Annotated in this window: 19 protein-coding genes and 1 tRNA gene; 14 read left to right on the forward strand and 6 right to left on the reverse strand. The window is 61.9% G+C overall.

The genetic code is table 11. The features are described from left to right. Positions 1-248: 248 nt before the first annotated feature. A complete protein-coding gene (locus NKH33_RS29340; protein WP_352922812.1) occupies positions 249-572 on the reverse strand; it encodes a BA14K family protein in 324 nt (107 codons plus the stop codon). A 176-nt stretch (positions 573-748) separates the two neighbouring features. After that, on the reverse strand, positions 749-916 hold the full coding sequence (locus NKH33_RS29345) for a hypothetical protein (RefSeq protein WP_352649049.1): 168 nt from the start codon (positions 914-916) through the stop codon (positions 749-751). A gap of 158 nt (positions 917-1,074) precedes the next feature. Between NKH33_RS29345 and NKH33_RS29350 the strand changes: the two genes are divergently transcribed. The 5 genes from NKH33_RS29350 (at position 1,075) to NKH33_RS29370 (ending at position 3,015) form a co-directional block, all read left to right on the forward strand. Next, positions 1,075-1,150, forward strand: a tRNA-Thr gene (locus NKH33_RS29350). Positions 1,151-1,291: 141 nt separating this feature from the next. Continuing rightward, positions 1,292-1,531: a hypothetical protein gene (locus NKH33_RS29355; RefSeq protein ID WP_352541361.1), complete on the forward strand. Its 240-nt coding sequence runs from the start codon at positions 1,292-1,294 to the stop codon at positions 1,529-1,531. Between the two features lie 265 nt (positions 1,532-1,796). Beyond that, complete coding sequence (locus NKH33_RS29360; RefSeq protein WP_352541362.1) at positions 1,797-1,994, forward strand: hypothetical protein; 198 nt, start codon at positions 1,797-1,799, stop codon at positions 1,992-1,994. A 133-nt stretch (positions 1,995-2,127) separates the two neighbouring features. Further along, the gene (locus NKH33_RS29365; protein WP_352472779.1) at positions 2,128-2,766 is read left to right on the forward strand and encodes a cupin domain-containing protein; all 639 of its coding nucleotides are present in this window, start codon (positions 2,128-2,130) and stop codon (positions 2,764-2,766) included. Between the two features lie 48 nt (positions 2,767-2,814). After that, entirely contained in the window at positions 2,815-3,015 is a 201-nt protein-coding gene (locus tag NKH33_RS29370; RefSeq protein WP_352922815.1) for a DUF2905 domain-containing protein, read from the forward strand. Between the two features lie 55 nt (positions 3,016-3,070). Here the strand turns inward: NKH33_RS29370 and NKH33_RS29375 are convergent, their stop codons facing one another. Then, positions 3,071-3,685 (reverse strand): TetR/AcrR family transcriptional regulator, encoded by a 615-nt coding sequence (locus tag NKH33_RS29375; protein ID WP_352702335.1) that lies wholly within the window; start codon positions 3,683-3,685, stop codon positions 3,071-3,073. 90 nt (positions 3,686-3,775) lie between these two features. On the opposite strand from NKH33_RS29375, the gene NKH33_RS29380 reads away from it, so the two are divergent. The 5 genes from NKH33_RS29380 to NKH33_RS29400 are packed head-to-tail and all read left to right on the forward strand — an operon-like array spanning position 3,776 to position 8,348. Then, on the forward strand, positions 3,776-4,882 hold the full coding sequence (locus NKH33_RS29380) for a polyamine ABC transporter substrate-binding protein (protein WP_352922818.1): 1,107 nt from the start codon (positions 3,776-3,778) through the stop codon (positions 4,880-4,882). 13 nt (positions 4,883-4,895) lie between these two features. Then, positions 4,896-5,738, forward strand: a complete 843-nt coding sequence (locus tag NKH33_RS29385; protein ID WP_352922821.1) for an ABC transporter permease — start codon at positions 4,896-4,898, stop codon at positions 5,736-5,738. A gap of 2 nt (positions 5,739-5,740) precedes the next feature. Next, positions 5,741-6,523 carry an ABC transporter permease gene (locus NKH33_RS29390; protein ID WP_352501653.1) on the forward strand — a complete coding sequence of 261 codons (783 nt, stop codon included), beginning with the start codon at positions 5,741-5,743 and terminating at the stop codon, positions 6,521-6,523. Continuing rightward, positions 6,520-7,590 carry an ABC transporter ATP-binding protein gene (locus tag NKH33_RS29395; RefSeq protein WP_352472774.1) on the forward strand — a complete coding sequence of 357 codons (1,071 nt, stop codon included), beginning with the start codon at positions 6,520-6,522 and terminating at the stop codon, positions 7,588-7,590. The genes NKH33_RS29390 and NKH33_RS29395 overlap by 4 nt, the downstream gene beginning before the upstream one ends. Then, the gene (locus tag NKH33_RS29400) at positions 7,587-8,348 is read left to right on the forward strand and encodes an MBL fold metallo-hydrolase (RefSeq protein ID WP_352922824.1); all 762 of its coding nucleotides are present in this window, start codon (positions 7,587-7,589) and stop codon (positions 8,346-8,348) included. The genes NKH33_RS29395 and NKH33_RS29400 overlap by 4 nt, the downstream gene beginning before the upstream one ends. A gap of 17 nt (positions 8,349-8,365) precedes the next feature. Here the strand turns inward: NKH33_RS29400 and NKH33_RS29405 are convergent, their stop codons facing one another. Beyond that, positions 8,366-8,530, reverse strand: coding sequence for a hypothetical protein (locus NKH33_RS29405; RefSeq protein ID WP_352835934.1), 165 nt, complete (start codon positions 8,528-8,530; stop codon positions 8,366-8,368). A 279-nt stretch (positions 8,531-8,809) separates the two neighbouring features. Here NKH33_RS29405 and NKH33_RS29410 point away from each other — a divergent pair, with 279 nt between their 5' ends. Beyond that, a complete protein-coding gene (locus NKH33_RS29410; RefSeq protein ID WP_023679915.1) occupies positions 8,810-9,583 on the forward strand; it encodes an NAD kinase in 774 nt (257 codons plus the stop codon). A gap of 140 nt (positions 9,584-9,723) precedes the next feature. Here NKH33_RS29410 and NKH33_RS29415 read toward each other — a convergent pair whose 3' ends face one another. Further along, a complete protein-coding gene (locus NKH33_RS29415) occupies positions 9,724-10,317 on the reverse strand; it encodes an outer membrane protein (protein WP_352922827.1) in 594 nt (197 codons plus the stop codon). 348 nt (positions 10,318-10,665) lie between these two features. Between NKH33_RS29415 and NKH33_RS29420 the strand changes: the two genes are divergently transcribed. Continuing rightward, positions 10,666-12,261 carry a DEAD/DEAH box helicase gene (locus NKH33_RS29420; RefSeq protein WP_352472771.1) on the forward strand — a complete coding sequence of 532 codons (1,596 nt, stop codon included), beginning with the start codon at positions 10,666-10,668 and terminating at the stop codon, positions 12,259-12,261. Between the two features lie 140 nt (positions 12,262-12,401). On the opposite strand, the gene NKH33_RS29425 is transcribed toward NKH33_RS29420, so the two are convergent. Beyond that, entirely contained in the window at positions 12,402-13,295 is an 894-nt protein-coding gene (locus NKH33_RS29425; protein WP_352472770.1) for a LysR family transcriptional regulator, read from the reverse strand. Between the two features lie 127 nt (positions 13,296-13,422). Here NKH33_RS29425 and NKH33_RS29430 point away from each other — a divergent pair, with 127 nt between their 5' ends. Continuing rightward, the gene (locus NKH33_RS29430) at positions 13,423-14,307 is read left to right on the forward strand and encodes an NmrA/HSCARG family protein (protein WP_352922829.1); all 885 of its coding nucleotides are present in this window, start codon (positions 13,423-13,425) and stop codon (positions 14,305-14,307) included. A 50-nt stretch (positions 14,308-14,357) separates the two neighbouring features. Further along, positions 14,358-14,630, forward strand: coding sequence for a DUF2798 domain-containing protein (locus NKH33_RS29435; RefSeq protein ID WP_023679921.1), 273 nt, complete (start codon positions 14,358-14,360; stop codon positions 14,628-14,630). Positions 14,631-14,791 lie beyond the last annotated feature (161 nt).

Raw genomic sequence — 14,791 nt, forward strand, 5'->3', positions numbered from 1 at the left:
ATTCTCCCCGTATAGTGACGGGGAGAAAGAAGCTGACCGCGACCTTGGCGCCCTCTTGCAGCGCTGGAGACTGCCGAAGTCATCGCCGAGAGCGTCCCTTCTCCCCGTCACTATACGGGGAGAAGATGCCGGCAGGCAGATGAGGGGCAGCGCCGACACTGATAGTCAGTCGATTTCGACAGGAAGCCTATCGCCGAACAACAGAAAAAGGGCCAGTGGGGCGCCCTTCTTCCGGTTGCATGAAACGGTCATCCCAAGCTGGCATCGTGGCCCTCAAGCCAGCAGCGATGGCGATAGCCGTCGTAGCCGACATAGGTGTCCGAGTACGGGTCGTAGCTCTGGTAGCGATTGAGGCAGCGCCGGACGTGCCACGAGCCGCCGTCTTCCTCGATATAGACGGTGCGCGGCTGGGCCAGCGCGCTGCCGAGCAGGAAGCCTCCGACACCTGCGGCAATGCCGATGCCGAGGTGCTTGTGCTTGTGATGGGCGGCCGACGGCTGAACGGTGCCGACCAGCATGGCGGCGGCGACAGTGGTGGCGACGAGGCCGGAAATGATGGTGCGCTTGAACATGACGATCTCCTTGTTGTGGGAGGCGATCCAACCGCCTCTTGACCATCAGTCGTCGCGACAAGGAAAAAGGTTCGAAGGTCCTTTTGGATTTTTTCTCGGCGGGCGAAATCGCGCGGTCTGATGCGCGACCACGAATGGTCGCGCCGTCGACAGTTCACCGGAACAACCGGCAGGCCTCACCCCATCCCGGTGATGTGGCGAAGCCAGAAGGCGAGCGCGATGAAGCCGACGATGGTGGTGACGCCGGTCCAGTCGATATTGGCGTGCTTCAGGTCCTTGATGAGCTTCACCAGGAGAACCCAGGCCACGACGACGAGCGGGAGAATGATGACAAACCTGATCATGCGACTGCCTCGCTGATGCGATTGCACCTTCCATCAATATAGGAAGCGAATTGGCCGTTTTCAGGACGCCCCGGCGGCAGAACCGGCGCGTTCGCCGGGAACCGAAAAACGGAGTTTTGTCTTTACTGGCGCATCAAATATGGTAACCGAAGCGCCGTGCCCTTGTAGCTCAGCTGGTAGAGCAGCGGTTTTGTAAACCGAAGGTCGGCGGTTCGATCCCGTCCGGGGGCACCAGCAAGCAAGGATTGCTTGCGAGGACTTCCCAACACGCATCGATATCTGGTCATCCCCGATTTCCACAGGGTCGGGCCGTCAAGAGCGGTGGCACATCAATTCAAACGCATATAACTGCATCGGAAACCATGGGAGTTTCCGTTGGAGCAGAAACGCACGACCGCCCCCTTCATCAACGGGATGTTTGGCGGCCTTATCGTCTTCGCCTTCGCGTTCGGTTTTCGTTTGCTGACAAGTCCCGACCCCGATCCAACATCAAGAGCAACGACAAGCCTTTCTGTACTGGCCTTCGCCATTTGTTTCGGCGCAGCCTTCCTGCGCGAGCACCGACGCCAGATTGCCGCCGCCAGAGAATATCTTAGCCGCCCAAGAACGTTTTAGGGCCACGCGTTCCGTCCCCGTCGGGGAACCACAAACGTCGCGTGAAATTGCCGGCTTAATCTGACGCCAGATTGCACTTTGGCATCTCATACCAAGAGACGCCGAGCCCATTAGTGCCTAGCCCTTACAGCCATCATTTCGGCCCCTCTCCGGCTCCGGGCCATTTAACAGCATTCGATTAAATTGCCCCTGTGTATATTAGCACTCGCTCAATTAAGCGCGCCGACAATGCCCCGTGTGGCGGGCCAAACCAACGGGTGTTGTCATGCGAAGTGATTTCGCCGCGGCGCGCGAGCTTTTGGAGTGCGCACAAAACCGCCTCTGCGGCGCAGATGAAACGAGCCGACGCGTCAACGAGGTCCTCGACGCGCTGATTGAAGAAATAGCCATCGCGGAATTCCGCAAGGCGCCACTGACGGTCGTGCCGTTTCCGCGTGCGCGGCCTCCCAAGCATGTTCGGTAGAGCGCTGATCGCCCGCGTCGCCGAAGAGCCGGCAGCTGGTGTTTCCGCAATCGCCTGTTCGAGCGTCGTTGAACGATCAATCGGTTGACGATAAAGTTGCTGGACACCGGTGCTCTGAACCCGGAGCTGATCCATGTCACACTGTGGAGATGTCTACGAGAACAAGGTGACCGGCGAATATGCCGTCATCCTGCGTGGCACAGAAGACCGCGGCCAGGGACCTGGCATCGCTCATCTGACCGCCCGGCCGGGAGCCGCAGTGGTGGGCGAGCACTTCCACCCGAACCTGACGGAACGGTTTACCGTCCTCCGTGGCCGTCTCGACGCTTGCATCGCCGGGAAGACTTTGTCCCTGGAGCCTGGCCAATCCGCCACGGTCGAAGCAGGCGTCGCACATGATTGGTGGAACAGCAGCAAAACCGAAGAAGCGCATGTCCTGGTCGAAGTCGACCGGGCGCCAGGTGCGGACAATGTCGACCCGAACCGTTTCGAGCTGCTGATCGGCATGCTCTTCGGCCTGGCCAATGCCGGCAAGGTGGACAGAAAAGGTAGACCTTCGCCGCTTCAGGCAGCAGTCATCGCCAGGGAATTTGCCGACGTGATCGTCTTCACGCACCCGCCACCTGCGATTCAGCGAGTGGCGCTGGCGATCCTGGCGCCACTCGGCCATCTGCTCGGCTATCGCGCGATCGACCCGGACTACTGCAAGCCGCACGGGCATGTCACGCCGGCTCCTGAAATCCTCGCTCGAGCAGGCCTAGTAGCCGGATGATCGGGGTCCATATTGGGCGCCCGGCATTTTTGTCGGCAGGATGCTGCCATGTCGCGAATTCTGATCGTCGTTGGTCTCAGCATAGTCGCCATAGGCCTGCTGTGGCCTTGGTTGGCCCGGACCGGCCTTGGCAGGCTGCCCGGCGATATCGTGATCGAGCGTGAGAACTTCAGGCTTTATGTCCCTATCACCACGGGGATACTGGTCAGCATCGTGCTCTCGGCCATTCTATGGCTGATCAACCGGTAGGCGATGCTCCGGCTGCGGCGATTTGTGTTGCAGGCTCAACTCGCCCTTGATCTTCTTACACTCCGATCGCCGCCACCAAAATCCGGTTCTGCCGTCGTATCGCCGCCCGCAACTCGGCAATCCTCGCCTCCTCGCGCTTCACGAATTCGATGAACATCATGTTCATGTTGTTGAAGATGAGTTCGCCGAGTGCCGGCCCGTCGATGTCGCGACGCACCAGCCCGAGCGCCTGCAGGCGGACGATCAGCGCGCGGATCTGCTCGGTCAGGGCGCGGTCCAGCCCCGTATAGGCCTGGCCGAACGGGCTGTCGGGCAGCTGCGTCGAGATCGCCATCGCCTGCCGCCACATCTCCTTGCTGAGATAATGCAGCGAGTGCTCGATATAGATGCCGAGCAGCGTATCGAGAGCGTCGCCGACATTGGCCGGCGGGTTGGCGACGACGCCGCGCCCGGCATTCAGCACCTCGTTGACCTCCATCGAGACGATGGCGCCGAGGATGTCGCCCTTGTTCTGGTAGTAATTGTAGATGGTGCCGACCGAGACTTCGGCCTGCGCCGCGATGGTCTCGATCTTGGCGCCTTCATAACCGGCATCGCGGAAAAGCGCCGCCGCCGCCTCGATGATGCGGCGGTGCCGATCCGCCTTCTGCCTTGCCCGCAATCCGCTCATAACGGCTGTTTGCCACAAAATCAGAATTGACTCAATTTTAGAATTGGTTCAATTTTTCCTACAAGCCAAAAAGGCAAGGGAGAACACTCGATGTCCGTCAATCCAAAGACCCCCAATCTAACAGTCAGGAATCCGCTTTCCGTTCTGAAGAGCCATCTCCAAGGCGCGTGTGCCGCGGCAGCACTGCTGCTGGCGGCGGGCAGCCTCGCTCAGGCGCAGGATCTCAACGCGCTGATCTGGTGCGATCACGCCGATCCGGCGCTGCTGCAGCCGTTCGAGGAAGCGAACGGCGTCAAGGTCAATGTCAAGGAGTTTGAAGGCACGGGCGCCGGCCTGGCCATCGTCGAACAATCGCAGCCCGGCGACTGGGACGTGATGGTGATCGACAGCATCGACATACCGCGCGGCGTCGAAAAAGGCCTGTTCGAGCCGCTGCCGGAAGACAAGCTGCCGCTGGCCGATCTGTTTCCGCAGGTGAAGATGGACAGCTCCACCGTCGTTGACGGCAAGCGTTACGGCATCACCGAAAAGTTCGGCTACAACACGATCGGCTACAACAAGACTAAGGTCGACCCGGCCGACATGCAGACGATGGCGGCGCTGACCGGCGACAAATACAAGGGCAAGATCGCCATCTACGATTATTACCTGCCTGTCATCGGCATGGCCGCACTGGCGATCGGCAAGAAGACGGCGGAACTGACCGAAGCCGACCTTCCCGCCATCAAGGAAGAGCTGCTCAAAATGAAGGCCAACGCCAAGCTGGTCGGCGAGGTGACCGCCAGCCAGACGGCACTGGCGACCGGCGAGGTCGACATACTGGTCGGCGGCGGCGAATGGGTGACGGCGGGGCTGGCCAAGGAAAACCCTGCCCTCGACTTCTCCATTCCGAAAGAAGGCGCCGTGCTGTGGTCGCAGTCGCTGGCAATGTTCAAGGATTCCAAGAACAAGGAGCTGGCGCTTAAATTCATCCAGTACATTATGAGCCCCGAAGGCCAGGCGCGGCTCGCCACCTCGTCCTGCTATTGGGGCATGCCGGCCAACAGCAAGGCGGCGTTGAGCGACGAGCAGAAGAAGATCCTGCGCTTCGACGAGCAGCCGGAATTCCTCGCCCGCGCCCAGTCCTATCCTGCGCCGAACGCCGACCTCGACAAGAAGATGCAGGACGTCTGGACCGAAATGCTGCAGGCGCAATGACCGGCTGCCGGTCGTGAACGCCGTCAACAGTGGGCGTGCCCTGCCCTGGGCGCTGGTCGCGCCGGCGCTCGGCTGGACGCTGGTGTTTTTTGTGCTGCCCTTCGTCGCCATGGCGGTATCCAGCCTGACGGCACATGAAGGCGGCGGCTTCACGCTGTCCAACTACAGCCAGTTCTTTGCCAATCCGTCCTACTGGCAGGCGATGGTGAACTCGCTGCAGGTCACAGCGATCGTCACCGTGATCTCGGTGCTGCTTGCCTATCCTTTTGCCTGGATCCTGGCCGAACAGGTGCCGGAGCGCTGGCAGCGGCTGGCGCTGATGCTGGCGGTGCTGCCGTTCTGGACCTCCTATGTCGTGCGCTCCTATTCGTGGCTGCTGGTGCTGGCGCAAAACGGCGTCGTCAACCGCGCACTGACAGGCTCTGGCCTGTCCAGCGAACCGCTGCAGCTCGCCAATACGCGGCTGGCCACCATCACCGGCTTCGTGCATTTCTTCGTCATGCTGTTGACGCTGACGATCTTCGCCAATCTGAAGCAGCTTAGCCCCAGTTATCGCAAGGCCGCCGCCGACCTCGGCGCCGGGCCGGTTCGGACTTTCCTGCATGTCGTTCTGCCGCTGACGCTCCCCGGTATCATGGTCGGCGCCTTCCTCACCTTCGTGCTGTGCATCGGCGACTACATCACGCCGCAGATCCTCGGCGGCAACAACGAGCTTTTGATGCCGCAGCTCGTCATGATGCAGATCGGCCGGCGCGGCGACTTTCCGCTCGCTTCGGCGTTGTCGATCATCCTGATGGCGGTGGTCACCATTGCCTATCTCGCCTGCTCCCGCTGGCTGAAGATCGAGCGGGCCTGACCATGCGCGCGCTCATCCGCCTCGTCTCCGGCCTTTACGCCATCGCAATCTACGGCTTCATCTTTCTACCGGTCATCGTTCTGGTGCTGTTTTCGCTGCAGGCGACGTCGTTTCCGATCCCGCCCTTCACCGGACCGTCGCTGCGCTGGTACGAGGCCGTGCTCGCCGACACGCGGCTGACCTCGGCTCTGGTCAATTCGCTGCTGGTGGCGGTCGTCTCCTCGGCTGCCGCCGTCACGTTGGGCTTTCTCTCCGCCTGGGGTTTTGCGCGCTTCGCCTTGCCGGGCTCGGGCCTGATGCGCGGGCTGATCACCTTGCCCCTGACCGTCAGCTATCTCATCATCGGCATGGGGCTGCTGGTCCTGTTCAACTGGGCCGGCGTGCCGAAGTCGCTCACTGCCGCCGGCATCGGCCACGTCGTGATCAACCTGCCGCTCTGCTTTGCCATCGTCTACAGCCAGATGGGCGACCACCAGATCAACATCGAGCGCGCCGCGCGCGACCTCGGCGCGCCCGAATGGAAGGTGCTGCTGCTGATCACCGTGCCTGTCATGGCACCGGCGATCTTCGCCGGTTTCTTTCTGTCGATGACCTTCTCCTGGGACGAATTCGTCATCTCGTTCCTATTGACGCGCTTCGATACGACGCTGCCGGTCGAGATCTGGAACCTGCTGCGCTCCGGCCTCAATCCCAAGACCAACGCCGTCGGCTCGCTGGTCTTCGCCGTCTCCATCGTGCTGGTGGTATTGTTCGAGCTGATGCTGTTGCGGAGGAAGCCGGCATGAGTGCGCCACTGGTCGATATAAGCTCCGTCTCGCATCGCTTCGGCCAGCATACCGTGCTGAAGAACGTCTCGCTGACGATCGAGCCTGGCAGCTACACGATCCTGCTCGGGCCGTCCGGGTCCGGCAAGACGACGCTTCTGTCCATCCTCGGCGGCTTCGTCACGCCGAGCGAAGGCAAGGTGCTGATCCGCGGCGAGGACTGCACTGCCGTGCCACCGGCGAAGCGGCCGACGACGACCGTGTTCCAGGACTACGCGCTGTTTCCGCATATGAGCGTCGGCAGCAATGTCGGCTTCGGCCTGCGCATGCGGGGTGTCGATGCCGCAACCCGGGCAGCAAGGGCGCGCGAGGCGCTGGCGCTGGTTGGGCTGGCCACTGCCTTCGACAAGAAGCCGCACCAGCTTTCCGGCGGTCAGCGGCAGCGCGTGGCACTGGCGCGCGCCCTGGTGGTCGAGCCGGCGGTGCTGTTGCTCGACGAGCCGCTCGGCGCGCTCGACCTGAAATTGCGCCGGCAGATGCAGGACGAATTGAAGGCGATCCAGAAACGCGTCGGCACCGCCTTCATCCACGTCACCCACGACCAGGAAGAGGCGATGGCGCTGGCCGATCATTGCGTGGTGATGAATGACGGGCGCATCGAGGACGAAGGACCGCCCGAGCGCGTCTATGCCCGGCCAGCGACGCGCTTTTCCGCGACTTTCATGGGCGAAAGCACGCTGATATCGGGAACGGTGACCGAGGCGAAGAGCGGCAAAATCGCCGTCACCACGAAGCTTGGGTCGCTCTCGCTGCCCGGCACATTGCCGGCCGGCTCGACCGTTGCGCTGGCCATCCGCCCGGAGCATCTTGTCTTCGGCGCTGCCGGCGGTGCCGTGGCGCTCGGTACGGCCAAGGTCAGCGACGTCGTCTTCCAGGGCAGCTTCAAGCGTGTGCTGGGGACCTCCACGACCGACCCGGCGCTGCACTTCATCGCCAAGGTCGCGGCAGCATCGGCCGTCCAGGCGGGCGACGTTGTCGCGGTATCGTGCGATGCTGGCGACGTCATCCTGCTTGCGGACCAAACATGAGCACGCTTCCAATCATCGACGCTCCTGACTGGTACGAAACTATCCGCATGGGCGATGGCGTGACGCTGATCCACGAGCCGTGGATCAAGCCGTTCTTCCGCTGCAACATCTGGCATGTGCGCGGCCGCGACCGCGATCTTCTGTTCGACACCGGCCTCGGCCATTTCAGTCTGCGCCGCCTCGTGCCGCTGGTCACGGAGCGCAAGCTCACCTGCGTGGCCAGCCACACCCATTTCGATCACATCGGCTGCCATCACGAATTTCCCGACCGCTGCGTGCACCCGGCCGAGGCCGAAATCCTCGCCGATCCACGCAACGAATGGACGGTTGCCGACCGCTATGCCACCGACGAGATGTTCGACGGCATGCCGCAAGGCTGGGACACGAAGCGCTACCGGATCCTGCCCGCACCAGCCGGCCGGTTGCTCGAGCAAGGCGACATCGTCGATCTCGGCGACCGTGCCTTCGAGGTCATCCACACGCCCGGCCATTCACCCGGCGGCATTGCGCTCTACGAAAACAGGACGGGCATCCTGTTTTCCGGCGACTTCATCTATGACGGCCCGCTGATCGACGACGTCTATCACTCCGATATCGACGATTATGTCGAAACGCTGCTGCGCATGCGCGATCTCGATGTCTCGGTCGTGCACGGCGGCCATTTCCCGAGCTTCGGCAAAGTCCGCTATCGCCAGCTTGTCGACGAGTACCTCGCGCAAAAGCGCCAGGCCGGCTGCCATCTGTTGCAAGCCCGATAAGCACTGGCGCTGTGGCGTCAAAGCGCCCTTTGCGGACAGGGTGTCCCCGCCGCGTCGCCGCAGCGCGAGGCCGTGGGCTCGGGTCTAAAGCTCTTTTCCTCCGCCTGGCGCACCAGTTCCGCGAAAGCCAGGGCAAAACTTGCCAGCATCAGGAAGACAATAATCAAGCGTGCCAGCGGCAATAGATCGGCCTCGACTGGTTAGCCCCCACGCCGCCCGTCCGCTGCCGGCTAACATGATCGATATGGCTTTACGAGAGTTTAAGGCGAGTCTTAACCATCACATCATTTTGTCCTCCGACATGATGCGCGAGTGCGGCTTGTTTGGTCGCCATCTCCAGGCACCTCCCTCCCTTTGCAGAAATGCCCACCCATGCTAACCCGGCGCTGGCGCGGCCCAGCAACCGGTCGCCGCCAATCGGTCGCCAGACGGTCGTCGCCAATCGGTTGTCGTTGAGAGCCATGAGCAAAACCGCCAGCCGTTTCGCCTTCGTCTCATCCGGTACAGCCGACGCCAATGCAGCGCTGGAAAGCCTCTCTGCGCGTTACGGCCAGGCCTCCGTCGAAGAAGCCGGGATCGTCGTGGCGCTCGGCGGCGACGGCTTTCTGCTGCAGACCCTGCGTGAGACGATGAGCACGGGAAAGAAGGTCTACGGCATGAACCGTGGCACCATCGGTTTTCTGATGAACGAATACCGCGCCAGCGGCTTGACCGGGCGCATCGCGGCGGCCGTTGCCGAAACGATCCGTCCGCTGGAGATGCAGGCGGTGACGGCCGAAGGCGAGACGATTTCGGCGCTCGCGATCAACGAGGTCGCGCTTTGGCGCCAGTCGTACCAGACGGCCAAGATCCGCATCACCGTGGATGGGCAAGAGCGGCTGGAGGAATTGCACTGCGACGGCGTGATGATTGCGACGCCGGCCGGCTCGACCGCGTATAATCTGTCGGCGCACGGGCCGATCCTGCCGCTCGACGCTCCGCTGCTGGCGCTGACCCCGGTCAGCCCGTTTCGTCCGCGCCGCTGGCGCGGCGCGCTGCTCTCCAACAAGGCGATCGTGCGTTTCGACATTCTGGAGCCGGAAAAGCGGCCGGTGAATGCCGCCGCCGACCACACCGAGGTCAAGGCGGTGACGACGGTCACGGTGAGGGAATCGCCGACGGCAACGGCGACGCTGCTGTTCGATCCCAACCATTCGTGGAACGAGCGCATTCTCGCCGAACAGTTCAGGTATTGAACAGACCGTGCAAATAAAAACCCGGCACGAGGCCGGGTTCCTATTTGACAACACAAGTGTTGCGGCGGCCGATCGTTGCGATCAGAACTTGTAATTCAAGCCGATGACTCCGGTGTGTATGCGGACCTTTGCTTCGACATTCAGGCCGGTGTCGACTGTATAATCGCTCTTGCCCAGATGAAATATTTGTATTCGCCCTTGAGCGACCAGTGATCGGTAAAGGCATATTCCAGGCCCGCGCCCAGGGTCCAGCCTGCTCTGGTTTTCGAGGTGCCGTTGGTCCCGATCGGACCGCTTGTGCTAATCTCAACCCTGCCGAAGCCGAGACCGCCGGTACCGTAGATCAGCAGCCTATCCATCGCATAGCCAATTCGGCCACGCAGCGATCCGAGCATCTTTACATCGGAATCGCAAGAGAAGGTGGGGTTCGGACAGTCCGTGCCGCCATCGATATGGGCGGCCGAGATGTCCGCCTCGACGCCATAGACTATATTTCCGCTCTGGAAATTGTAACCGGCCTGGACGCCGCCCAGGGCGCCGCTGCCATCATGATCAGCCGTCCCGCCAACAGTATATTCCCAGTCTACTTTGCTGCTGCCACCGCCGACATGTGCGCCTAGATAGAGGCCCGTCCAGTTATACGTTGATGCGACCGGCAATTCCACGACATCGGCCGCGATCGCCGGAGTCAAGGCCGCTGCCAGAAACGCTGCGGAGAGAAAAGCTTTCTTCATAATGTGGCCCCCTTAGCCAAGAAAAATAGATGAATCATTTGTGGCTAGTTTTCTGAGTTATTTCAAATCTCAAATGACACTTTGGCGTGTGGTCAGAATGAATGCACCCTGGCGTTGCTGATCTGCAACACCTGCGCTGGTGCGAGAATGTCGCCTTGCTGAAGAGCGGGCCATCGACGAGCGGTAACCATCGCGATTAAGCTTACGGCTTCACAATCGCGCCAATGCCGCCCGTTTGTGTTGACAAATCGTGGGCTTGCGCCTACCTGCAATACCGATCTTGCAGGCGCGCGGCGCTTGCCGCGACTGCATATGTTGCGCCCCCGAACCAGCCAAAGACAGCCAAACTTGTCCTCAGACACCCAGATCGCTCAAGAAGCGTTGACCTTCGCAGACCTCGGCCTGTCGCCGAAGGTCCTTTCCGCAGTTACCGATGCCGGCTACACCGAGCCGACGCCGATCCAGGCTGGTGCTATCCCGCACGCCTTGCTCGGCAAGGACGTGCTGGGCATTGCCCAGACCGGCACCGGCAAGACGGCGTCCTTCGTCCTGCCGATGCTCACCCGGTTGGAAAAGGGCCGCGCCCGCGCCCGCATGCCGCGCACGCTGATCCTCGAGCCGACGCGCGAGCTCGCCGCGCAGGTCGAGGAAAACTTCGTCAAATACGGCAAGAACCACAAGCTCAATATCGCACTGCTGATCGGCGGCGTGTCCTTCGACGAGCAGGACAAGAAGCTCGAGCGCGGCGCCGATGTGCTGATCGCGACCCCCGGCCGCCTGCTCGACCATCGCGAGCGCGGCAAGCTCCTGCTCAACGGCGTCGAGATCCTCGTCATCGACGAGGCCGACCGCATGCTTGACATGGGCTTCATCCCCGACATCGAGCGTATCTGTGAGATGATCCCGTTCACCAGGCAGACGCTGTTCTTCTCGGCGACGATGCCGCCGGAAATCACCAAGCTTACCGAGAAATTCCTGCACGCACCGGTGCGCGTCGAAGTGTCGAAGGCAGCATCGGCCGCCACCAACATCATCCAGCGGCTGGTGAAATCCGGCCCGAAACCATGGGACAAGCGCGAGACGCTGCGCAATCTGATGAAAGCCGAGGATGCCGAGCTGAAGAACGCCATCATCTTCTGCAACCGCAAGATCGAGGTATCGGAGCTGTTCCGCTCGCTGCTGAAATATGACTTCGACGCCGGCGCCCTGCACGGCGACATGGACCAGCGCGCGCGCATGCAGATGCTGGCCAATTTCCGTGACGGCAAGCTGCGCTACCTCGTTGCTTCGGATGTCGCGGCGCGTGGCCTCGACATTCCCGATGTCAGCCATGTCTTCAATTACGACGTGCCGATCCACGCGGAGGATTACGTCCACCGCATCGGCCGTACCGGCCGCGCCGGGCGCTCGGGCAAATCCTTCACCATCGCGACCAAGTCGGACACCAAATACATCGACGCCATCGAGCGGCTGATCGGCACGAAGATCGAGTGGCATGACGGCGATTTGTCGACGGTCGTTGCCAGCGAAGGCGGCGAGGATGAGGCCCCGCGCCGTGGCCGCGGTGCGCCACGCCGTGCCGGTCGCAAGGATGACGCCAAGGACAGGGGCGAGCGCAAACCGCGTGAACGCCACGCCAAGCGCAGCGAAGAAGCAGCGCCGGAAGCAGTTAGCGCGGAACAGCCGGTCGTGGCCGAAGCCACCGTCGCCGACATCGACGAGCGGCGTACCCGCAAAGAGGCGATCCGCTCGGAAAACAGCGAGCGCCAGGCTTCACCTGAACGCAAGGCTTCGCCCGATCGCAACGAACGGCGCGCGCCGGAACGGGGCGACACCAGGCCGCAGCGCGAGCGCCCTGCCCGCCAGCGCCAGGAAGACAATGACGCGACCGTCGGCTTCGGCGACGACATGCCGGCCTTCATGCGGATCGTGGCCAAGGTCTGACACGGCTCGCGCGCGGCCCCGCCGACGCGCGAAGCACCCTCTTTTGAGAAGTACTGCTCTCGGTAATCTTGTGGCGTTGCTGCGAGGCGGTCGATTTTGGTGCTGCCGGCGATCCGTATGCCGCTAGGCTCGCTATGTAGCTAAAGATCCCTGAGCTCCAGGCGGGATGCCAGCAGGTCCAGAAAAGCGCGAACTTTGGCTGAGGACGACCTGCCTTCCGGCCACACGGCGTGTATCGGCACCGGCACCGGCTCGAATTCGGTTAGAACCAGTTCCAGGCGGCCATCGTCCACCAGGTGCTTTACCTGCCAAAGCGGCGAGTAGCCCAGACCCAATCCGTGAACCGCGGCCGCATAGATCGATATCATCAAATTCGACCGGAAGGTACCCGCGACCTTCACCGGCCGGGGCTTGCCTTCAATCTGAAACATCCATTCGCCTGGGCGGCCGTCGACGGTTCGTACGATGCATTGATGCTCACGCAATTCGAGCGGATGGGCCGGTCGGCCGTGTTGCTGGAAGTAGGCAGGTGCGCCGAACACCACGCGCCGCAGCGCGCCCAGGCGCTTCGCACGTAAATTGGAATCCGGCAAATTGCCGATTCGGACAGCCAAATCGAGGCGCTCGGCATCGAGATCGACAAATTCATCGGAAAGCTGGAGGTCAACCTCGACCCGGGGATATGTCCGCATATAATCGGCGATGACCGGCACGAGGAAGTCCGGGCCGAACAGAACCGGGGCACTGACACGCAGGATGCCCCATGGCTCCGACCGTCGATTGGCCGCCTGAAGCCTGGCTTCGTTAATTTCCTCGACGGCGGGTTTGATGCGCTGGAAAAAGGCCGCTCCGGCTTCGCTCGGCGTCGAGCGGCGTGTCGTCCTGTGCAGAAGCTCGACCCCGATTGATTCCTCCAATGTCGCCAGGGACCGGCTGACCGACTGCAGTGAGCGGTTCAGCCGGCGTGCGGCAGCCGTCAGACTGCCATGCTCGACAATGGCAATGAAGGCTTCGAAATCATCTATCCGGCTCATCGCTCATCGCTCCTTTCTACCGAAAATCGGGAGAACCTATCGCAAAATCGATCAATTGTAACGAAGTTCGCTAGATTTTATCTTCCCTGCACAGGCCGAAAGGCAGACTCGAAGGAAGGAGATCGTCATGCGAACACCCAGTCCAACGGTCCTGGTCGTAGGCGCCGCAGGCCGCGTTGCCGGTTTGGTGGTGCCTGAACTCGTCCGCCGCAATGCCAGGGTTCGAGCGCTTGTTCGTGACGCCGCGAGTGCCGAAAAAGCCCGGAAAGCCGGCGCATCCGAGATCGCGATCGGAGATCTGCGCAACCATCGGAGCCTTGAGCAGGCCGTGAAAGGTGTCGACGGTCTCTTTCACATCGGACCGGCCTTTGCTCCGGACGAAGCCGCCATGGGGGTTGCCATGGTTGAGGCGGCGGCGCGAGCAGGCGTTCGAAAGTTCGTCTTTTCGTCGGTGATCCAGCCGACCAATACGAGGCTGGAAAACCATGCAAGCAAGGTACCCGTTGAAGCTGCCCTCTATTCGACGAACATGGAGTACACCATTCTGCACCCGGCCAATTTCATGCAAAATATCGCGCCGGCCTGGCCGTCCGTCGTCGAGCACGGCGTTTTCGCCGAGCCGTTTCCAAGGACGGCGAAGCTCGCCCGCGTCGACTATCGCGATGTGGCTGAAGTGGCGGCAATCGCACTGACCGAAGCGCGTTTGTCCTATGCGACCCTCGAGCTGTGCGCCGACGGTATGCACAGCCGCGAAGAGGTCGTCGCCATGATGAGCGAAGCGCTTGGCCGGCCGGTTTCGGCGGGCGAGCCGACATTTCAGGACTGGGCGGCGAAGGCCCGCCTTCCCTATACCGACCGGCAGTTGCAGATGCTGGCCAAAGTACACAGCCACTACGCCAAATACGGCCTCGGCGGGAACAGCCTGACGTTGCGTGCCGCGCTTGGCCGCGAGCCGCGTTCGCTGCGAAGCTTCATTCGGGAATTGGCGCTGCAGACGGCATATGCCGCCTGATCGTCCTCACAGTAACGCTGACGCACATTTTTTCTGATTGGGAGATTTCGATGCAAGCATCACCGGATCGAGCCTTCAAGTTGAGAAAGCTGCCGCCCTCCTACGGCGCGGTGGTGATGCCGTTGGTTCTTTCGATTCTGATGTCCTCGATTGTCTCGGCGGTTTCGACGGCAATCGGCGCAGGCTGGACAAACGGGTTTATAGCGGCCTGGAGCTATGCATGGGGCGCTTCATGGCTTGTCGCGTTTCCCAGTCTGCTGATTGTGCTTCCGATCGTGCGTCGGATCGTTGCCGCGATTGTCGATCAGCCGGCCCGGTCCTGACATCACGAACGAAGGGTGCCGGCGGCCGGAGGGCCGGCATAGCCATTAGAGCGACCCCTTGCGGGGCTGCGGCCGGAGTTGTGTGCGTCAAGTTCTGCAAAATGGCGTGGCATTGCGGTGACGTCGGCGTGTCCGCCGCGCAGCCCCCGTGTTTAGCGGAG

It is taken from the genome of Mesorhizobium sp. M1182, from assembly GCF_040318335.1.
Lineage (GTDB): Bacteria > Pseudomonadota > Alphaproteobacteria > Rhizobiales > Rhizobiaceae > Mesorhizobium.